At 63.9% G+C, this 20650-nt stretch carries 15 protein-coding genes, 1 tRNA gene and 3 pseudogenes; 8 read left to right on the top strand and 11 right to left on the bottom strand.

Annotated features, from left to right (window positions below; translation table 11 throughout):
- Nucleotides 1-124 precede the first annotated feature (124 nt).
- The 3 genes and pseudogenes from OU999_11875 to OU999_11865 all read right to left on the bottom strand — a co-directional run bounded on the left by OU999_11875 (nt 125) and on the right by OU999_11865 (nt 1592).
- On the bottom strand, nt 125-898 hold the full coding sequence (locus OU999_11875) for a class I SAM-dependent methyltransferase (GenBank protein WAC22449.1): 774 nt from the start codon (nt 896-898) through the stop codon (nt 125-127).
- Between the two features lie 160 nt (nt 899-1058).
- Nucleotides 1059-1262 (bottom strand): annotated as a pseudogene (locus OU999_11870) (cold-shock protein).
- Between the two features lie 114 nt (nt 1263-1376).
- Nucleotides 1377-1592 (bottom strand): annotated as a pseudogene (locus OU999_11865) (cold-shock protein).
- 726 nt (nt 1593-2318) lie between these two features.
- On the opposite strand from OU999_11865, the gene OU999_11860 reads away from it, so the two are divergent.
- The 6 genes from OU999_11860 to rpoN all read left to right on the top strand — a co-directional run bounded on the left by OU999_11860 (nt 2319) and on the right by rpoN (nt 7593).
- The gene (locus OU999_11860; GenBank protein ID WAC22448.1) at nt 2319-3134 is read left to right on the top strand and encodes a TerC family protein; all 816 of its coding nucleotides are present in this window, start codon (nt 2319-2321) and stop codon (nt 3132-3134) included.
- A complete protein-coding gene (locus OU999_11855; GenBank protein ID WAC22447.1) occupies nt 3131-3748 on the top strand; it encodes a ribonuclease D in 618 nt (205 codons plus the stop codon). Before OU999_11860 ends, OU999_11855 begins: the two co-directional genes overlap by 4 nt.
- A gap of 65 nt (nt 3749-3813) precedes the next feature.
- A complete protein-coding gene (gene lptC, locus OU999_11850) occupies nt 3814-4452 on the top strand; it encodes an LPS export ABC transporter periplasmic protein LptC (protein WAC22446.1) in 639 nt (212 codons plus the stop codon).
- A gap of 53 nt (nt 4453-4505) precedes the next feature.
- Nucleotides 4506-5048: an LptA/OstA family protein gene (locus tag OU999_11845; protein WAC25419.1), complete on the top strand. Its 543-nt coding sequence runs from the start codon at nt 4506-4508 to the stop codon at nt 5046-5048.
- A 181-nt stretch (nt 5049-5229) separates the two neighbouring features.
- On the top strand, nt 5230-6012 hold the full coding sequence (gene lptB, locus OU999_11840) for an LPS export ABC transporter ATP-binding protein (GenBank protein ID WAC22445.1): 783 nt from the start codon (nt 5230-5232) through the stop codon (nt 6010-6012).
- A 33-nt stretch (nt 6013-6045) separates the two neighbouring features.
- Nucleotides 6046-7593, top strand: coding sequence for an RNA polymerase factor sigma-54 (rpoN, locus tag OU999_11835; GenBank protein WAC22444.1), 1548 nt, complete (start codon nt 6046-6048; stop codon nt 7591-7593).
- Between the two features lie 33 nt (nt 7594-7626).
- Here the strand turns inward: rpoN and OU999_11830 are convergent, their stop codons facing one another.
- Both OU999_11830 and OU999_11825 read right to left on the bottom strand, forming a co-directional pair.
- Nucleotides 7627-8253: an LON peptidase substrate-binding domain-containing protein gene (locus tag OU999_11830; GenBank protein ID WAC22443.1), complete on the bottom strand. Its 627-nt coding sequence runs from the start codon at nt 8251-8253 to the stop codon at nt 7627-7629.
- Between the two features lie 5 nt (nt 8254-8258).
- A complete protein-coding gene (locus tag OU999_11825) occupies nt 8259-9164 on the bottom strand; it encodes a tetratricopeptide repeat protein (protein ID WAC25418.1) in 906 nt (301 codons plus the stop codon).
- 242 nt (nt 9165-9406) lie between these two features.
- Here OU999_11825 and OU999_11820 point away from each other — a divergent pair.
- Nucleotides 9407-9481, top strand: a tRNA-Gly gene (locus OU999_11820).
- A gap of 231 nt (nt 9482-9712) precedes the next feature.
- Here OU999_11820 and OU999_11815 read toward each other — a convergent pair.
- Nucleotides 9713-9862 (bottom strand): annotated as a pseudogene (locus OU999_11815) (DUF3008 family protein).
- Between the two features lie 271 nt (nt 9863-10133).
- Between OU999_11815 and OU999_11810 the strand changes: the two are divergent.
- A complete protein-coding gene (locus tag OU999_11810) occupies nt 10134-11156 on the top strand; it encodes a hypothetical protein (GenBank protein ID WAC22442.1) in 1023 nt (340 codons plus the stop codon).
- Between the two features lie 43 nt (nt 11157-11199).
- Here the strand turns inward: OU999_11810 and OU999_11805 are convergent, their stop codons facing one another.
- The 5 genes from OU999_11805 to OU999_11785 form a co-directional block, all read right to left on the bottom strand.
- Nucleotides 11200-12111: an alpha/beta hydrolase-fold protein gene (locus tag OU999_11805; protein WAC22441.1), complete on the bottom strand. Its 912-nt coding sequence runs from the start codon at nt 12109-12111 to the stop codon at nt 11200-11202.
- Entirely contained in the window at nt 12108-14165 is a 2058-nt protein-coding gene (locus OU999_11800) for a glycoside hydrolase family 97 protein (protein ID WAC22440.1), read from the bottom strand. The genes OU999_11805 and OU999_11800 overlap by 4 nt, the downstream gene beginning before the upstream one ends.
- A 34-nt stretch (nt 14166-14199) precedes the next feature.
- Nucleotides 14200-15846, bottom strand: a complete 1647-nt coding sequence (locus tag OU999_11795) for an alpha glucosidase (GenBank protein ID WAC22439.1) — start codon at nt 15844-15846, stop codon at nt 14200-14202.
- A 10-nt stretch (nt 15847-15856) separates the two neighbouring features.
- Nucleotides 15857-17689 carry an alpha-amylase family glycosyl hydrolase gene (locus tag OU999_11790; protein WAC22438.1) on the bottom strand — a complete coding sequence of 611 codons (1833 nt, stop codon included), beginning with the start codon at nt 17687-17689 and terminating at the stop codon, nt 15857-15859.
- Nucleotides 17690-17754: 65 nt separating this feature from the next.
- A complete protein-coding gene (locus OU999_11785; GenBank protein WAC22437.1) occupies nt 17755-20640 on the bottom strand; it encodes a TonB-dependent receptor in 2886 nt (961 codons plus the stop codon).
- Nucleotides 20641-20650: the final 10 nt, after the last annotated feature.

The raw sequence follows: 20650 nt of genomic DNA, 5'->3' as shown, positions 1-20650 counted from the left end.
CTTACCCTTTTTCCCGCGAAGACTGGAATCCAGAGATAGGGGCGATCGGCCAGCGCTCCGGATGCCGGCTTTCTCTGAAACGCGCCAGCTCCGCCCGGCTCGGCAGCAGCGTCATCAGCTTCTGTTACGGCTTTCCGACAATGAGCCTCAATGGCCCATCGAAATATGGCTGCAGACGGAAATGCCCATATTTCCTGTCCCAGTCACCGCTTGCCAGATCTTCCGCCAGGGACTGAGTAAAGCGATCAATGGCTGCCTGTGGTACGAGGCTCCAGCTTGAACACGCCAGCCGCGCCTGCGGGTCCAGAAACATCTCTGGTCGGCCATAATAGGCTTCGTTGAAGCCATCTGCACAGTTGAGAGGTATCGGGACGGGCTCGATGGCCACAGAGCCCCCCAGCGCGCGCGTTATCCGATCGATCGCGGGAAAACGCCTGGCCTCTGTTTCGCGAACCTCGGGAATATAGTCGCTCAGCCAGTAATCCATCATCAGCGCCGGGTCGCAGACCAGCAGAACGACCGAGCCGCGCGTGACCCTTCGTATCTCTGCCAGGCCTGCTTCCAGATCGGACCATTGATGGATGGTGACGGTCGCCATCGAAGCGTCATAGCTCTTGTCCGTGAACGGCAAATCTTCGGCAACGGCATCAATCGCCACGGCAAGATGGGCAGGGCGCTGCGCGCGCATCGACGCTGAGGGTTCCACAGCGGTCACGATACAATCGTCCGGTTCGTAAGAGCCTGCGCCTGCGCCAACGTTCAGGACGCTTGTCGCATCGCCAAGGGCCCGGCGTATTTGTGCGGCAATGAACGGATCGGGCTTCCGGTAGTGGACATAGCTACGACCGATCACTCCGTAATCCACATCACCGGCGCTGCCATCGGACTTGCGCAGCATGTCGGGGCTCTCCTTTGCCACAAGTGATCCTGCCAGGTCTGATGATGGAATTCCCGTCCGGTGCGAGGCGGGACTTCGTCAACAAAAAACCCCGCCGCGCCAAAAGGCACAGGCGGGGTTTCATGTCTCTTGTCCCGGCCCTTGTAGGCCGAGCACCGGATCAATCGTGGTGCGCGACCAGATTGACGGCGCTGTGCTTGCCGCGGCGGTCGACTTCGAGGTCGAACTCCAGACGGTCGCCCTGGTTCAGGCCTGCCATGCCGGCACGCTCGACCGCGCTGATGTGCACGAATGCATCGGGCTGGCCGTCATCACGGGTGATGAAACCGAAGCCCTTCATCGAGTTGAAGAACTTGACCGTTCCGGTCGCACGCTCACCGGTGAGTTCGCGCCGCGGTGCTTCGCCACGGGGAGCACGCTCGCCACGGTCACCGCCGCCGCCCGAACCTTCGGTCACCGGGATCAGCTCGCCATCGACCTTGAGGTCGCTGGCCGAAACCTTGCCGCCACGATCGACGAGAGTGAATTCCAGGCCCTGGCCTTCGGCGAGGTTGGAAAGGCCGGCACGCTCGACCGCGCTGATGTGCACGAACACATCGTCGCCGCCATCTTCGCGCTGGATGAAGCCAAAGCCCTTCTGAGCGTTGAAGAACTTCACCTTGCCCTTGGCTTCGCCGACCACCTGGGTGGGCATGCCGCCAAAGCCGCGACCACCGCCGCCGCCACCACCGCCGCGCGGGGCACCGCCGAAGCCGCCACCACCGCCGCCGCCGCCGAAGCCGCCACGGTCACCGCCGCCAAATCCGCCGCGATCACCGCCGCCGAAACCACCACGGTCACCATAAGCAGGCGGAGGCGAAAAAGCGTCGAAATCATCCTCGCCAAATCTGTCGCGTTTGTCCCGGCCTCTGCCGCCGCGCCGACCCCTGTCAAAACTCATGCCGAACTATTCACTTTCAATGTCGTCCTGGATCATTTGCTCAAGAACAGGGCGGACGTGAACCCCATCGCTCAACTTCAGGCTGGTATCCGGGTCAATGGCTTTGGCACCTTGCCAGCCGCCTCGCATACCTTGCAAAACTTAAAACACCCCAACCCAATTCAATGAAAGCATCCGGTTAATCGACGCAGCCGTCGGCCCCCACTGACCAAATTTCTGTGGAAGACCGCAATTCAGACCTTGCGCATCGGGATACACCCGCGAAAGGCGCGCACTTCCAAGTGATTCTCTTAAACCAAATTCCAATGCTTGGCGAACGATAAATGGCGCTGGCCATGGCTTTGCCGCATGGCTGGCGCGGCCTGGCAACACTGGTGGGCATGCATTGCCCGGCCGACTTGTTACAGCCCACCGCAAAATCGGCGGGATGCGCGCGCGCCAGCCCTTGCCAGACCCCGATGGCTGCGGCAATTGGGGGCGATGGACAGCATCATCCCGCTTTTGAGCGACCCAGCCGCCTGGGCCGCGCTTGTCACCCTGGTCATCCTGGAAGTCGTGCTGGGCATCGACAACCTGATCTTCATCTCCATCCTGTCGAACAAGCTGCCTGCGCATCAGCAGCAGACTGCGCGCCGCGTCGGCATCGGCCTGGCGCTGGTGATGCGGCTGGCGCTGCTGTCGATGATCGCCTTCATCGTCTCGCTGACCACGCCGGTGTTCGATCTGGGCATTACCGGCGCGCCCGGCCAGCATGGCGAACCGACGTTCGAGACGCAGTTTTCCTGGCGCGATCTCATCCTGATTGCAGGCGGGCTGTTCCTCGTGTGGAAGGCCACCAAGGAAATCCATCACAGCGTCGATGACGAGCCTTCGGGCGAGGCGCTCGACAAGAAGGGCAAGGCTGCGATCGGCTTCGGAGCGGCCATCGTCCAGATCATCGCGCTCGACATGGTCTTTTCGATCGATTCGATCCTGACCGCGGTCGGCATGACCGACGAGGTGCCGATCATGATGGCCGCGGTGATCATCACCGTGGGCGTGATGCTCGTTGCTGCCGATCCGCTGGCCAATTTCATCAACCGTAACCCGACCGTGGTGATGCTGGCGCTGGGCTTCCTGTTGATGATCGGCGCGGTGCTGATCGCCGACGGCTTCGGCGTCCATGTGCCCAAGGGTTATATCTATGCCGCCATGGCATTTTCTGCGATGGTCGAGGCTCTGAACATCTGGGCCCGCAACGGGCGGGAAAAGCGACGCGGCGCATCGCCGACCAGCAATGACGGCGAGACAGCATGAGCGTATATTTTCACGAAGACGACCTGCCGGCAGACGTGCTGGCCCCCGGGCCCGTGGCGGTGGATACCGAAACCATGGGGCTGATCACGCCGCGCGATCGGCTTTGCCTGGTGCAGATTTCCGACGGCCGCGGCGACGAGCACCTGGTGCGCTTCATGCCCGGCAGCGATTATGCCGCGCCCAACCTGCGTGCGGTGCTGGCCGATCCCGAGCGGCTGAAGCTCTATCATTTCGCCCGTTTCGATCTGGCGGCGATCAAGCATTATCTGGGCGTGATGGCCGCGCCGGTGTTCTGCACCAAGATCGCCTCGCGCCTGATCCGCACCTATACCGACCGGCATGGCCTGAAGGAGCTGGTGCGCGAGGTGCTGGGCAAGGAGTTGAGCAAGGTGCAGCAGTCGAGCGACTGGGGCGCGCCCGAGATCAACGATGCCCAGCGCGACTATGCCGCCAGCGACGTGCGTTTCCTGCACGCGCTGCACAAGGCGATGGACGCGCGGCTGGTCCGCGAAGGGCGGCGCGAGCTTGCCCAGGCCTGTTTCGATTTTCTCCCCGCGCGCGCCGAGCTCGATCTCGCCGGTTGGCCCGAAATTGATATTTTCGCCCACGCCTGATAGGGCGCGTCGCTCAAACCAGGCCCGTTCATCGCGGGTTCGCAACCGACAGGTTTAATCGCGACATGACCCAGCGCGCCGATCAGATGCGTAACCGCCGTCAGCTGTTCGCCGCGCCCGGCAGCAGCCATGACAAGATGGTGCGCTTTCTGGGCATGTTCCTGCCTGCCGCGATCGGCGTGCTGGTGGCGTTCCTCGCGCTGGCACCGCTGCTGCGCAACACCGAAGTCAGCTTCCTGCTCGACAAGAACCAGGTCGATATCGCGCGCGAACGCATGCGCGTGACCCAGGCGCTGTATCGCGGCCAGGACAGCGAAGGGCGGCCGTTCTCGCTCGAGGCAGGCTCCGCCGTGCAGAAAAGCTCGCGCAATCCGGTGGTGGAAATGAACGATCTCGCCGCGCGTATCCTGCTCAAGGATGGGCCCGGCGTGCTCGAGGCGGGGCGCGGCAACTATAACATGGATAGCGAGCAGGTCTCGATCATCGGCCCGGTCCAGTTCAGCAGCGCCAATGGCTATCGCATGGTGACGCGCGATGTCGATATCGATCTGCCCAAGCGCAGCATGGTCAGCCGCGGCGAAGTCACCGGACGCTTGCCGACTGGCACTTTCCGCGCCGACCGGCTAAGGGCCAACCTGGCCGAGCGCACGGTAACGCTGGAAGGTCGGGCGCGGCTGCGCATGACCCAGGGCGGTATGCCGTGACGGGCTTCAGGATGACAGGATTCAGCATGCGGTTTTCGGGCAAGGTTTCAGGTATGGCGCAGCGCGCCCTGCTGGCAGCATCGGCAGGTGGCGTGGTGCTGGCTGGCCTGATGCTGGCTCCGGCCAGCGTCACCGCGCAGTCGCTGATGAACCATAACAGCAATGCGCCCGTCGATTATGCTGCCGACCGCATTGAGCTGCAGGATCGCGCCAACCGCGTGCTGCTTTCGGGCAATGTCGATATCACCCAGGCGGGCCTGCGGCTGCAGGCTGCGCGCATGACCGTGGCCTATCGCAATGCGGGTGGCATCGAGATCGAGCGGATCGATGCCAATGGCGGCGTCGTCGTCACCAAGGGCGAGGAACGTGCCAGCGGCAATGTCGGCATCTATGATTTCAACCGGCGCATCATCACGCTGATCGGCAATGTCGCGCTGCGCCAGGGCGGCAACACGCTCAATGGCGGGCGGATGGTGATCGATCTGACCACGGGCCGCTCGACGGTCGATGGCCGTTCTGCCGGCGGCGCGCCGGGCCAGACGGGCAGCGCCGGCGGCCGCGTATCGGGAACCTTCTCGGTGCCCAAGCGGGATTGAGCTTTCTTTCCAGATCCTCCCCGAGCCAGGTTGGAAGCGGACGACATGGTTTCCGCCAGTCCATGCATAAATCCTGCCAACACGCGAATATCGCCGGTTTTCATCGCCTTGTTCCATGCTATGGGAAAGGCAAGGCAGAAGCGGCGGCGCGGGTCGCGGGCTAGGTTTGCAGGAAGTCAGAATGAACGATGTTGCCCCCCAGGGCCTGCTCAGCGGTACCGCAGCCGATCCGTCGACGTCGCGCGACGGCCTGAATGTCGTCTCGATCGCCAAGAGCTATGACAAGAAGGTCGTGCTGTCCGACGTCTCGCTGCAGGTCGCCAAGGGTGAGGTGCTGGGCCTGCTCGGCCCCAATGGCGCGGGCAAGACCACCTGCTTCTATTCGATCATGGGGTTGGTAAAGCCCAATTCGGGCCGCATCATGCTCGATGGCGTCGATATCACGCCGCTGCCGATGTACCGCCGCGCGATCCTGGGTCTGGGCTATCTGCCGCAGGAAACCTCGATCTTTCGCGGCATGTCGGTCGAACAGAATATCAGCGCGGTGCTCGAACTGGTCGAACCCGACGTGACCGCGCGGGCTGAGCGGCTGGAAACGCTGCTCGACGAATTCGGCCTGACCCGGCTGCGCGCTTCGCCAGCGATGGCGCTGTCGGGCGGCGAGCGTCGGCGCTGCGAGATCGCCCGCGCGCTGGCCGCCAGCCCCTCGATCATCCTGCTTGACGAGCCGTTCGCGGGGATCGATCCGCTGTCGATCGCCGACATTCGCGATCTCATCAAGCAGCTCAAGTCGCGCGGCATCGGCGTGCTGATCACCGATCACAATGTCCGCGAGACGCTCGATATCGTCGACCGCGCCTGCATCATCTATGATGGCAAGGTGCTGTTCGCCGGAACGCCCGAGGCTCTGGTTGCCGACGAGAATGTCCGCAGGCTGTATCTGGGCGAGGGCTTTGCGCTGTGATGCACGGCGAACGGGCGATGAGGGGCTGATCTGATGGCGCTGGGGCCGCGCCTTGATCTGAGACAGAGCCAGTCGCTGGTGATGACGCCGCAGCTGCAGCAGGCGATCCGGCTGCTTGCGCTGTCGAATATCGAGATCGAGGCGTTTATCGGCGAAGAGCTGGAGCGCAATCCGCTGCTCGAACTGGGCGGCGAGGATGGCGGTGGCGATATCCAGCTGGGCGGGGTCGATGCGGTGTTCGATGCTCCTGCTGCGCCCCCTTCCGATGGCGACCCTGCGGGCAGCGACGAGCTGATTGGCGCCGGCATGGGAGAGGTGGACCGCCCGCTCGACATCGACCTCAATGGCGAGGTGTTTCATCACGACAGCGCCAGCGACTGCCCCGAGCGCGTGGCGGGTGAAGGTTCAGGCGGGCTCGATGGCGCGCTTTCGCTCAATGACATTGCCACCGGCGGCGGCGCGGACAGCGACGGCTGGGAGGATTCGCTCGAATATGACCTGTCGCTGCGCGAGCATCTGCATGCCCAGGCGGGCATCGTGCTGTCCGGCGTGCAGCTGTTCATCGGCCGCCATCTGATCGAGCTGATCGACGAAAACGGCTATCTGCGCGGTGATCTGTTGCAGGTCTCGCACCAGCTTGGTGTGCCGCTGGCCGAGGTCGAATCGGCGCTGGCGGCGGTCCAGACGCTCGAGCCCACCGGCGTCGGCGCGCGCGATCTGGCCGAATGCCTCGCGCTCCAGGCGAGGGAGGCGGACCGCTATGATCCGTGCATGGCGCGGCTGATCGACAATCTGGAGCTGCTGGCGCGCGGTGCGTTGCCCCAGCTCAAGCGCATCTGCCGGGTCGATGACGAAGATCTCGCCGACATGATCGCGGAACTGCGCCAATACGACCCCAAGCCCGGCAGCCGCTTCGGCGGATCAAGCATCGAGGCAGTGGTGCCCGACCTGTTCGTGGTCGAGCGCGAAGGCAAATGGATGATCGAGATCAACAGCGCGACGCTGCCGCGGCTGCTGGTCAACCGTTCCTATGCCGTCTCGCTCACCGGGGGCCGCCACGATGCCAAGTCCAAGGCCTGGCTCAGCGAATGCCTGGCCGAGGCAAACTGGCTGGTAAAGGCGCTCGACCAGCGTCAGCGCACGATCATCAAGGTCGCGAGCGAGATCGTGAAGCAGCAGGAAGGTTTTTTCCGCAACGGTGTCACGCACCTGCGCCCATTGACGCTGCGCAGCGTCGCCGACGCCATCGAGATGCACGAATCGACCGTCAGCCGCGTCACCAGCCACAAATATTTGAGCTGCGCGCGCGGGCTGTTCGAGCTCAAATATTTCTTCACCAGCGCGATCCAGGCGACCGATGGCGGCGATGCTGTGTCCGCCTCTGCGGTGAAAAGCCATATCAAGGCGCTGATCGACGAGGAGGATGCCAAGAACATCCTGTCCGACGATCAGCTGGTCGACATGCTCAAGGAGCGCGGTTTCGACATCGCCCGGCGCACCGTCGCCAAATATCGGGAGGCACTGGGGCTCGGGTCTTCGGTGCAGCGCCGCCGCCAGAAGAAGCTGCAAGGCGCGCGCTGATCTCCCCTCCCGCTCGCAGGAGGGGAAGCGGCATTACTGCAGCGTCACCTGGGGATCATCGCTGTCGCGGCGGCCGAAGAACTGCATCAGCTGCACCAGCAGATCGGCGCGGACCTTGAGGCCTTCGGCTTCGAGCAAAGCCTGTTTCGCGGCCGCATCGAACGGCGCGATCTGGGCGATGCCGTTGACCAGCGAACGGTCATCGAGCCGCGCGACCGAATCCCAGTCGACGCTATAGCCCTGCGCATTGGCAAAGCGTTGCGATTCGCGCTCCAGGCTCGCCCGCTCGACGCTGGACAGCGCCTGGTCGATCTCGTTTTCCTCGATCAGCTCGGCCTCGATCTGGCGAAATGGCGTGGTCACGTCCAGTTCGCGCATCACGCGGAAACGAGCAAAGCCTTCGAGCACCAGATTGTAGCGGCCATCCTCCAGGGCTTCGACATCGATGATGCGGCCGACACAGCCCATGTCGAACAGCGGCGGCGGTTCGCCCGCACCGCGCGGCTGGATCATGCCGATCTGCCGGTCACGCGCCATGGCGTCGCTGACCAGCGCGCGATAACGCGGTTCGAAAATGTGCAGCGGCACCTGCAGTCCCGGAAACAGGATCACGCCGGTCAGCGGAAAAATGGATATGCGCTGTGCGACCATCGCGGCCATCGTCCTCAGCCGAACAACGCGGCGGAAAGCTTGCGCCGCGTCGCCGAAACCCAGGGGTCTTCCAGGCCCACCGCCTCGAAAATCTGCAGCAGCCGGGCCCGTGCCGCGCCCTCGTTCCAATCCTTGTCGGCGCGCACGATGGCGAGCAGATGGTCCGCTGCCTCGTCGCGCGATCCGGCGGCGAACAGCGCCACGGCCAGGTCATAGCGCGCGGCATGGTCGTCCGGGGCCGATTCGACGGCGGCCCGCAATCCGGCAATCTCGCTGTCATCGGCCTTGTCGGCGACCAGCGCCAGCGCGGCCTTGGCGCGTTCCAGCGCGGGGTCGGCCACGATCTCGGGGGGCAGGTCATCGAGCAGCGCCTGCGCTTCGGCCACCTTGTCAGCGGCGGCCAACGCTCGCACCAGCCCGGCAATCGCGGGCACGCTATCGGGCACCATATCGAGTATCTGCGCGAAAATGCCTGCCGCGCGCTCGCCATCGCCCTCGGCCAGCACCTCTTCGCCCATAGCGATCAACGGCGCGATATCGGGGCCCTGCGCCGCGTCATCGCCCGCCTGGATCGGCAGCTTGGCGAGCAGCTGGTCCAAAATGCCGGCCAGCTGCGATTCGGTGCGCGCGTTGGTGAGGTTGGCGACCGGCTGGCCCTGGAACATCGCGTAGACGGTGGGAATCGACTGGATCTGGAACTGCGCGGCGATGAAGCGTTCCTCATCGACATTGACCTTCACCAGCACCACGCCCTTGTCGGCATAGGTTTCGGCGATCTTTTCCAGCACCGGCGTCAGCGCCTTGCACGGCCCGCACCATTCCGCCCAGAAATCGAGGATGACGAGCTTGGTCATCGACGGTTCGACCACCTTGCTGCGAAATGCCTCGACCGCCTTGTGCTCTTCGGTCGTCAAACCCATGCTTGCCAAGTTCAATGCTCCTGTCGCGGTGCGCGCCATGGCGGGGTTCCGCCCGGCTGTGCGGGATGTTGCCTCCCGTTTCGCACGCCCTTATCCGAAACCCCAAGATGGTGCGCAAGCCGCATATGCCAAGGCCCGAACAATGATTCCGCACGAATCGCAAATAGGGGCTTGCCGGACCCAAAAGCCGATGCTAACTGCGCGCCTCACCCGCTGGACCGACACACTGGACCAGCCGCCGAGCGGGCGTAGCTCAGGGGTAGAGCACAACCTTGCCAAGGTTGGGGTCGAGGGTTCGAATCCCTTCGCCCGCTCCAGTTTTTCCGATATTTAGCAGCGATAGTGCATCAGGCTTCGGCCTGATCGCGATCGTGCGCGCGCAAAATAGAGGGGCGCTTATGGCCCCTCTTTCCCCAGGCGCGAAATCGGTCGCGCGGTACGGGGCGGCGTCAGTAGCTGCCGGTGGTCGATCCCAGGCCCTGCATCGCGCTGCTGCCCGACGCGATCCGGCTGTGCGCCTGTTCGATCACGCGGAGCGTTTTGCACCTGGTAAAGGCCAGATCCTCCAGCTCCTTTTCGGACATGGACTGCGCCATCTGCTTCGACGCGCCCTTGAGGCTCTTCTTGGGCGCATCCCCGCGCTTGGCCGCCAACGCAGCCCCCGCCGCCTTCTGCTGCGCCTTGGATTTTGCGGGCATGGTACGTTGCTCCTCGATGGACGAGGGACGATGCGCCGGGATGGGGTGGGGGGGCGTCAATTGCTTCACCACATAAGTGCAATATGAGCTTGGGGTAGCGCCGAGGGATTGGCAAGGGTATTTTCTGGCAATTCCGTGATAGTTCTTCGTACATTCATTGTTCTTTACCTGTGCCAAGCATGCTCGTTCGTGTATGCTTCAGAGGTTAGGGGGCGGTATGACAATAACTAAACGATGGGCGGGCAGGACTTGGGGCACAAATATCGGCAACTTGTTCGTTGTGCTTGATGGCGATGATGCCGCGCTTTCTGGCGTACTTCGCATTAACGAACAAGGTGTGGGCGTTGCCATTTACAACGTCGTTGGGGCTTTTACAGCACCTGTCCTTAAATTAGCCGGGACACCAGCAGCCGATGTGGAAGATGTTGAGCTCGGCAATTTCGAGGCCCTTGGCACCATGAATGCGAAGGGCGAAATTCATGGCGACTGGGAAACGACCATCGGGACTGCAGGCACGTTCATCCTCTTTCCTCATACAGGAGGAGAGCAGCCGGATGATGTTCAGCGAGCAGAGCAATTCCATATCGCAAGGCATAATTTCGGCGCCATTGAAATTGAGCGCGAGCAAATCACAGAAATTGCTGATAGCATCAGGCGGGAGTTCCCTAGCGTTGTTGTAACGGTGGTCGCAGGCACAGAGCAAGCTCGATATCTGGAGGATTTTAAGCAACTCCAATTTGCGGTCGATCGGGCGGAATTCATCAAAATATTTGCACAAAAGCCTGACGGGTCAGGTTCCAATCAGGTGGTCGCAATCGAGTTTGGGCCTCAGATGAACACGGCCACGACCCAAGGCGCGAATGAGGCGTGGGTGCTTGGGCAGCTTGAAACTCTGAAGCGCGATCTTAAGCGCTACGAGCGCACCTACGTTACGAATTTCAAAAGGTGGGGCATAGGCATCAATCAAGTGATGTTGCTGGCTACAATCGTGTTCCTACCTAGCCTTCGCGACCTTTTTGATCGCGTCATCCTCATGGGTATCGTACTTTCACTCATTTTGGGGGTGAATTGGCTGCACTCTCGCTATGTGCCATTTGCAGCCATCCATCTGCGAAAAAAGAAGATAGGCTGGTTGGGTAAAGTATGGCCTCGGGTGGCTTCGTGGGGGATCGGAATTATGGCAGCAATCATTGGAACGTTGGCCGCAGCCTATCTGCAAGGCGCATTAGAAATTCCCGGTCCCCCAGCACCTCCGCCTGCTGGTGAACCAACGCTATCAAAAGCAAGTGAATAGGGTTTGGATCTCAGCAATACGCCACCAGAAAGCTATCCTCCCCTCACTCCCGCCTTAACAACCACCCCATGATCTCCGGCAACCGCGCGGCCCAAGCGTTTTCCTCGTGTTCGGCGCCCTCGTACACCCGGCTTTCCCAGTCCTGGCCCTTTTGCCAACCCGAGGCAGCGATGCGGGCGTCGACGGCCTGCTGATAAGGCGCGTAAAAGGCGTCGAGCGTGGCGGTGCCGTGGTCGAGCCAGAGGCGGCGGTCGTCGGGTGGGCCCAGCTTCTCGGCGAACCAGCGGTCCCATAGCCGGATCAGTTCGGGATCGCCGCCCTCCACCGCGCGCGGATCGATGGCGGGCCAGTGCGTGCTGATGCACGCGGCGCGGCCGAAAATGTCAGGGCGATTGAGGAAGGCGTAGCAGCTCATCAGCCCGCCCATGCTCGATCCCATGATCGCGGTATCGTCGCGCCCGGTGCGGGTGCGGAAGTTCGCATCCACCCAGGTCTTGAGCGGCCCTGCGATCCATTCGAGATAGACGTGCGAGAGGATCGGGCCACCCGCCGCCGCGTCCATCCGCGCGCGCAAGCTGGGTGACGCGGCGTCGTGAATGTTGCGCGGCAGATACTGGCGGAAGCGGTCCGCGCCGGGGGCCCAGATGCCGATGATGATATGCGGCTCGACCGCGCCGCTGGCCGAGGCCCGCAGCATCGCCTTGTCCGCCGCCCAGATCTTGTCGAAATTGGAAAAGCGCCGGTCGAACAGATTGTGCCCGTCGTGCATGTACAGCACCGGATAGCGCCGCACCCCGGCATCATAGCCCGGCGGCAGCCAGATGGTGAGGCGCTGGTCGGGCAGGCCGGCGGCCGCGATCCGCTCGTACTGCAGCAGCCGTCCCGCATCCTCTGCCCGCAGCGCGGGGGCGAGCGCGAGCGCCAGCAGCGCCAGCGCGAGCCGGATCAGGCTCACCGGTCCAGCCGCTCCAGCCGCAGCGCAAAGCCGCCACCCGGTGCCATGCGGATCGTGAGCGTGTCGCCGGCACCAACCGGTTTCTGCTCGATGACGATCTCGTGCCGCGCGTCGGTGCGGTAATCGGCCTTGTCGCCATCGCGCCAGATATGCGCGCGCCAGCGCGAGCCCTGGGGCAGGAAGGACAGGTCGATCGCGGCGTCGCGCGCGCGGTCATCGGTGACGCCGCCGACATACCAGTCGGGCCCGTTGCGATCCTTGCGCGCGATGACCGCCATCTGGCCGACCTCGCCGAGCAATGTGCGGGTCTCCGCCCAGTCGGTCGGCACAGCCTCGATGAACGCCAGCTCGCGCAGGTGCGCTTCCAGATTCTCGATCAGATCGGCGACCATCTGGATCGGCGAATAGAGCACCACGTAAAGCGCAAGCTCGCGTGCCAGCGTCGATTCAAGGTCGCGCCTGCCGCGTCCCTTCAGCGAGAGGATGCCCGGCGTGTAGTCCATCGGGCCGGCGAGCATCCGGGTGAATACCAGGGTCGGCGCGTGCTTGGGTCCGTTGCCCGGCGTACCCCAGGCCTGATATTCGCCGCCGCGCGCGCCTTCGCGGCTCACCCAGTTGGGATAGGTGCGACGGAGGCCCGTATCCTTGATCGGCTCGTGCGGGTTGACCGCAATGCGGCGCGCGGCGGCCTCCTGCACCACTTTCAGGTGGTGCTGCGCCATGCGCTGGCCGTCATGCCATTCCATCCGCTGCTCGCCGGGCCGGTCGCCCGGCGCGATGATGCCGCCGGCATCGGCGACATAGCCGGTCTTCACCGCATCGACGCCGTGCCGGACATACAGGTCGAGCGCCGCGCTCAACTGGCTTTCATATTTGGCGATATTGCCGCCGGTCTCGTGATGGCCGATCAGGCGGACGCCATGCTGGCGCGCATAGGCGGCAAGGTCGGGCAGGTCGAAATCGGGCGTGCTCTGAACGAAATCGAAATCGCGGCCATTGCCGAACCAGTTGCCGTCCCAGCCCTTGTTCCACCCTTCGACCAGCACCCCGCGAAAGCCGTGCTTTGCTGCGAAATCGATATGGCGGCGGACGTTCTCGTTGGTCGCGCCGTGCTTCGGGCCGCTCGCCCAGCTCCTGGTCTCGAGATGCATTTCCCACCACACGCCGACATATTTGTGCGGGGTGAACCAGCTCGTGTCGCCAAGCCGGTTGGGGGTGTTGAGGTTGAGCTCGAGGTCATTGTCGTACAGCCCGCCTGCAGTGTCTGCGATGCGGATGCTGCGCCAGGGGGTGGTGAAGGCGCCCGTGCGCTCGACTTTCGCGCCCCGGCTCGAGGGAGAGAGCGTCGCGCGGAAACGCTGGCCGTCGACGCGCTTGAGCCACATCGCGGCATAATCGACGAGAGCCGCTTCGTGGAACGCCAAATGCGTGCCATCGGCCAGTTTCACCGTCATCGGCGTGTGCGCGGCAGAGACCTGATCGATTTGGGTAGCGTGATAGAGATATTCGTAGCGGTTCCAGTCGCCCGCCTGGATCCACCAGGCCTGGCCGGGCGCGGCGATGACGAATTCGGTCAGCTCGTCGGCGATGCGCCAGGGCTTTCGATCGGCACGGGCGGCAAATTCGTAGCGAAAGCCGATGCCGTTGTCGAAAGCGCGAAAGCGGATCGCGATCGGGCGGTCGGCGGGGTTGTCGCTCAGCGCATCGCTCGCGCCGGGTGATACCAGCCGCACCAACAGCTCGTTATGCCGGTCGGTCACCGTCCTGCGCTCGCCCCAGGGCAGGTCCCAGCGCGTATCGACGGTCGCGGTTTCGGTGCCTGTCACGCGGCTGTTGCGGCCGAAGCCATCCTGATCGGTGAACTGGAATCCCAGTCGTGAAGGCGCAATCAGCGGCTTGCCGTCGCGGCTGACCGCATAGTGCGCCCAGCCTTCGCCATCCACGGTGATGTCGATCCGCACCCGGCCATCGGGCGAGGCGACGCTGGCGGCGGGCGAACCTTGCGCAAAAGCGGGCAGAGCGACCATCGCCAGCCAGGTGATCAGAGCTATCATCAGCGGGCGCATGGCAAATCTCCGGGGGAAAGGGTCAGTCGGGGGTGAACAGCAGCGCGCCATGGCCGGGCAGGGTGCCGGGCCCGGCATCGTTCACCGCCATCACCACCGTGCCCGATGCGGGCAGGGCGGAGGGCCAGGCGGCAGGCTCGGGCGCGAGGTTGAACGCGGCGATGATGCGTTCGCTTCCCTCGATACGCTCGAAGGCCAGGACGTCCGCGTCGCAATGCAGGATCGCGATGCTGCCGATCGCCAGCGCCGGATGCGCCTTGCGCAAGCCAAGCGCGGCGCGGGTGAGGTTGAGCAGCGAGGCCGGGTCTGCACTTTGGGCATCGACCGCGAGCGGCGCGTGATCCTCGCCAAAGGGAAGCCAGGGATCGCCGCTGCCAAAGCCCATGTCGTTGGCGTTGCGCCGCCACGGCATCGGCGTGCGCGCGCCGTCGCGGCTGAGCGTCAGCGGCCAGTTGGCGATCGCCTCGGGGTCCTGCAGCCGCTCGAACGGAATCTCCACCTGCGGCAGGCCCAGTTCCTCGCCCTGATAGAGGAAGATGTTGCCGCGCAGCGCGACGAGCAGCAGGATCTTGAGCCTTGCAAACGCATCGCGATGCTCGGGCGCGGCCCAGCGCGACAGCGCGCGCGGTGCGTCATGGTTCTCGAAGGCCCAGCTCGGCCAGCCGGTGCCGGGCGTGTCGGGCCAGCCGGTCACCGCCTGCGCCACGATCTGCGGCGTCAGCTTTTCGGCATAGAGGAAATCGAAGCCATAGGCGCTGTCGAACCGGGTGCCGCCGGCAGTGAACAGCTTCATCTCGCGCTCGGCATCGTCGCCGCCGACTTCGGCGACGGTGAACTTGCCGCCATAGCCATCGATCAGCGCGCGCATCCGCTCGACAAAGCCGGGAATGTCGGCATGCGACTGGTTGTGGATCTTCAGCTGGAAATCGAACGGCCGGGTGCGCGGCTTGCCATTGTCGGGCGCGGGCGGATTGTCGCGCAATTGCGGATCGTGCATCGCGAAATTGACCGCATCCATGCGGAAGCCGTCGACGCCGCGATCGAGCCAGAAGCGCAGCACGTCGAGCAACGCTGCCTGCACCTCAGGGTTGTGGACGTTGAGCTGCGGCTGCTCCTTCAGGAAATTGTGCATGTAATACTGGCCGCGCCGCGCGTCCCAGGTCCAGGCCGGGCCGCCGAACACCGACTGCCAGTTGCTCGGCGGGCTGCCATCGGCCTTGGCATCGGCCCAGACATACCAGTCGGCCTTGGCAGCGGTGGCGCTCGACCGGCTGTCGACGAACCAGGGGTGCTGGTCCGAGCTGTGCGAGAACACCTGATCGATCAGCACCTTGAGGCCCAGGTCATGCGCGCGCGCGACCAATGCGTCGAAATCCTTCAGCGAACCGAAGATTGGGTCGACGCCGCAATAATCCGCCACATCATAACCAAAATCCTTCATCGGCGACGGGAAGAAGGGCGAGAGCCAGATCGCATCGACGCCAAGGTCCGCGATATGCTCCAGCCTTGAGGTGATGCCCGCCAGATCGCCGATGCCGTCGCCGTTGGAATCGGCAAAGCTGCGCGGATAGATCTGATAGATGCTGGCACCCTTCCACCAGGGGCGGGTGGCACCGGTGTCGGAGTCGAAATCGGGGCTGGGCCGGTTATCGCAGATCGGCTTGGTCATGACTCGGCTTTCAGTCGATCGGGGTGGCGCGGCAGATGGCATAGCCGAGCGGCGGGAGGCTGATCGCCACCGATCCCGGCGCGCTGGCGGTGGTCGGGCAGCTGCCCGCAAGGCCGATGAACGCGCGCGAACGATAGCCGACCTCTACGTTCAGGCTGACCGGCTGGTCGGACGTGTTGACCGCGACCAGGATTTCCTCGCCGTCATCCTCGCCGCGCGTGAAGGCGAGCAGGCCGGGTCTGGGGCCGTAATGGCGCAGCACCGTGCGGCCATCGCGGAGCCGGGGGTGCGCCTTGCGGATCGCTGCCAGTTCGGCGATCAGCGCGTAGAGCGGGTGCGCGGGGTCGAAATTCTCGGCTGCGGTGGTGGCCGATGATCCCACCAGCCGGTTGTCGTTATAGCTGGCGACGCGGCTTGCGAACATGTCCTCGCGCGCGTCCTGGTCGTTGCCGTCACCGGTAAAGCCCTGCTCGTCGCCATAATAGATCGTCGGCACGCCGCGCGCGGTCATCAGCAGCACATGCGCCAGCCTCATCCGGTCGAGCCGTTCGGCCTCGCTGGCGCCCGGATGCGCCTTGTCGAGCATATGCCCGAGCCTGCCCATGTCGTGATTGCCGAGGAACGTGGGCAGCGTAAGCGCGGTGGCCTCGCCGCCCTCGTACAGCACATCGCCCGCGATCAGGCTGGCGAACAGGTCGGTCCCCGCCTTGCCAGTGAGCATGTCGCGCACTGCGGCCTGGAAGGCGAAGTCGAGCACCGCGGGCAGCTTGTCGCGCCTTGTGTGCTGCGCCAGGAAGCCGGGGTCCATTGCATCGTTGGCGACCTCTCCGAAGATGTGGAAATGCTCTATGCCCTTCGCCTTTGCGCGTTCGAGCATGGCCGGGGCGAAGCTGGCCCAGAATTCGGGATTCACGTGCCGCGCGGTATCGATGCGGAACCCATCCACGCCGAACCGGTCGATCCAGCTGCCGTAGATGTCGATGAAACCTTCGACCACGCGCGGGCTTTCGGTCATCAGGTCGTCGAGCCCGACGAAATCGCCATAGCGCGAATCCTCGCCGTAGAAGCTGGTATTGCCGCGATTGTGGTAATGGATCGGATCATTCAGCCAGGCGGGGACCTTGATCTGCTCCTCGCCCTTGGGCAGCTGCGGCGTATAGGCGTAGGTCGGATCGGTCAGCTGCGCGAAATTCTCTGCGGTGCGCACGCTATCGCCCTCGAATCCGCCGTTGATCCGCGCGCCATCGAGGCCGCCCCTGGTCCAGTACGGATAATCCGCCTTGGAGCGATAGGCGCAAACCGGCTGGCCGACGCATTCCTGGAAATAGATCACATCGGCAGTGTGGTTGGTGATGATGTCCATATAGACCTTGATGCCGCGCGCGTGCGCAGCATCGACAAAGGCCCGGAATTCGTCATTGGTGCCGAAATGGCTGTCGACCTTGGTGAAATCGGTCACCCAATAGCCGTGATAGCCCGCGCTTTCCTGGCCAGGCTCGCCCTGCACGGGCTTGTTCTGGAAGATCGGCGCAAACCAGATCGCGGTGACGCCCAGGCGCTGGATATAGTCGAGCTTGTCCGTAAGGCCCTTCAGATCGCCGCCGTGGAAGAATCCCTTGTGCGCGGGGTCGAACCCGGTCTTCAGCCGATCGCCCTTCAGCCCGCCGCGATCGTTGCTGGCATCGCCATTGGCGAAGCGGTCGGGCAGCACGAAATAGATGATCTCGTCCTGCGGCGGACGCTGGCGCACCGTCGCGGCGCCATAATCGGGGGCCTGTGCCGCGATGGGCGCAGAAGCGGCGAGCGCCGTTGCCAGGGCCAGCGTTTTCCAAACTCGCGCCATGCGCTCAACCTCGCTCGCAATAACGGGGGACGGGTGGGGAAACCCGCCCCCCGACTGGTGACCCGTCAGAATTCGTAGGTTGCACCCAGGAAGAAGGTGCGGCCGAAATTCTGGATCGTGCCGGTCTGAGCGACATTGCTCCAATAGGTCCGGGTCGGTTCATCGGTCAGGTTGTTGACCTGCGCAAGCAGCTTGAGCTCGCGCAGCGCGCTGCCTTCCTGGAACTGGTAGGAAAGCTGCGCATCCATCACCGTTTCCTTGGCGCTGGTCAGGATGAGCTCGCTGATGCCGATCTGCGGGCTGACGAAGCTGGAGCGGTGACGGGTGCTGAGACGCGCGCCGAAGCCTGCCTTTTCGTAGAACACCGTCGGGTTGAAGACATGCTCGGACAGGCCGGGCAGTGGCAGGTTGATCGTCGCGCCGCTGGTCGCGCTGGGGAATTCCAGATCGCTCTTGCTATAGGCATAGTTGATCTGGACCCCCAGGCCATCGAACGGCGCGGGCAGTTCGACAAAGGTCTTGGAGAACTGGAACTCGAAGCCATAGACATAGCCACCATCGCCATTGATCGGCGAGGAGAAGCTGCCGACCGCATTGCCCGGAACGTTGGTGCCCGGGATCGGCGGCGGGGTGATGCCGTTTTCGACATAGTTGAACTGCGGGATCGTGCCGTTGATGATGTACGATTCCAGGTCCTTGTAGAACGCACCGATTGCCAGCACGCCCGAATTGCCGAAATAATGCTCATAGGCCAGGTCGAACTGGTTGGCTCTGTAGGGCGAGAGGCCGGGATTGCCGCCGCTGCCGCTGGTATTGCCGTCCGATCCGGTATTGACGCTGATCGATCCGCGCAGCTCGAAGAAGCGCGGGCGCGAGATCTGGCGGCTGTAGCTGGCGCGCAGGATGTCGCGGTCCGACAGGTCGAGGATCAGGTTCACCGCAGGCAGGAAATCGTTGAACGTGCGGCCGCGCGTCACCGGACGGCGGTTCTCGCGTGCTGGCGGCGGGGTGGCAGGGTTGTCGACCAGGTTCGGGTCGGCAAAGTTCACGGTCGATCCCTGATCGGTATGGACATAGCGCCCGCCGATATTGCCGTGGAAGCGCAAGCCCCCCAGCTCGGTATCGAAATCGAGCTGCGCATATCCGGCATAGGTTTCCTCATCGATGCGGAAGCTCTGGTCGATGGTGAAGTCGAACGCGATCTGGTCGGTCGGCTGGCGCACGCCCAGCCGGTTGCCAAAGGCCAGGTTGAACGCGCCGTCGATATCCACCACCGCAAAGCCGGGTAGGCCGGCCGCTGCATAACCACCCGAGAAACCGGCCTGCGTGACCAGGTTGCCGGGTACCGCCAGCGGGCTGCCGGGAATGCCGAAGGTGTTGAACGATGTCACCCGGCGGTCGCCGCGCCGGTCGGCATAGCGGAAGCCGAAGCGCAGCGTGTCGAGGAAATTGGCCTCGTCGAAGCGGATGGTGAGGTCGGCGGCGGTAGCAAACAGCTCGTCACTGTCCGATTGCGGCACCAGGAACTGACCGTCGAGGAAGAAGCCGCCACCGGCCGGATCGACATCGGTGAAGTTCGAGCTGATCGAGCGGATGGTCGGCAGGCGGGTGCCGTTAAGCTGATAATCGACCGAGATCAGGCCGGGGATCGAGTCCGCGCGGCGCAGGCCCGTGGGCGTGTTGACATAGGGGCGCAGGTTGATGCCGGCATTGTTGAAGAAGCTGGTACCCTTCGAATAGCCGACATCGACTGCCAGCGTCACACGGTCGCTGAAGTCATAGGCGACATTGCCGCCGATGGTGTACAGCTCGTCGCGGCGGCTTTCGTCCTGGTTGACCAGCTCGGTGCCCAGGCCGAAGCCGAAGCCGTTGCTGCCGACCTGGTTGACGATGCGCCCGCCGATCAGCGCGTTGTTCGAGATCACCGGGTTGATGAACTGGTTGTCCCCCGATTGCGGTGAGACGATGCGGAAGCCGCGGCGCTTCACGTCGGACTTGAAGCGCGAATAATAGCCGTCGATCAGCACGCGAAGGTTGCTGGTCGGCTCCCACTGGATCACGCCGATGGCCGCATCGCGGGTCTCGCGTCCGCCGAACTGGATGCCCTCGAAGCCGAAGTTCAGCGAGTCCACCGTGCCGTCGCCATTGAGGTCGCGGCTGGGCGATCCGTTGGTGCCGGGGATCGGGAAGTCGAACTGGACGAAGCGGGTGGCAACGTTGGGCTGATAGAGCCGCGCATAGCCGACCGCGATGCCCAAAGTGTCGTCGAGCAGCTTGGCCTGCACCGATCCGGAAACGCGATAGCCGTAGGACGACACGTCCGGGCTTTCGCTGGCGCGGTCGTTGTACAGGCCGCGCAGGTTGACGGTGGCCTTGAACGCATCCCTGTTGTCGAGCGGGCGGACGGTCTTCAGCTCGACCTTGCCGGCAATGCCGCCTTCGATATGGCTGGCGAGCGGCGTCTTGTAGACGGCGGCCTGGTTGATCAGTTCGGAGGGATACTGATCGAATTCGATCACGCGGTTGCCGCTGGTGGCAACCTGTTCGCGGCCGTTGAGCGTTGCCGAGACGAGGTCCTGCGACAGGCCGCGAATGTTGATCGCGCTCGCCTGGCCGCCGGTGCGCTGCGAGGTCACGCCGGGCAGTCGCGCCAGCGATTCCGCGATCGATACGTCGGGAAGTCCGGCGATATCGTCTGCGGTCACCACATCGACGATGAAATTGCTCTCGCGCTTGGCGGCAATCGAGTTTTCGACACTGGCGCGGAAGCCGGTGACGATGATGACGCCGGCCTCTTCGTCGATCTCGGCGCTGCCCTGCGGCTGTTCGGCATCGGCCGTTTGCGCCAGCGCGGGGCAGGCGGCACCGATCATCAGCGCGGTGGACAGGGCGGCAAGGCTGGCGCGGCCGGACGCAAGGCGCAGACGACGGGCGCGAAAAATCGCTTTCATGATCACTCTC

The organism is Blastomonas sp. SL216 (genome assembly GCA_026625625.1).
Lineage (GTDB): Bacteria > Pseudomonadota > Alphaproteobacteria > Sphingomonadales > Sphingomonadaceae > Blastomonas.
The sequence above is the reverse complement of the archived record's forward strand: the minus strand, read 5'-3'. Positions and strand labels throughout refer to the sequence as shown.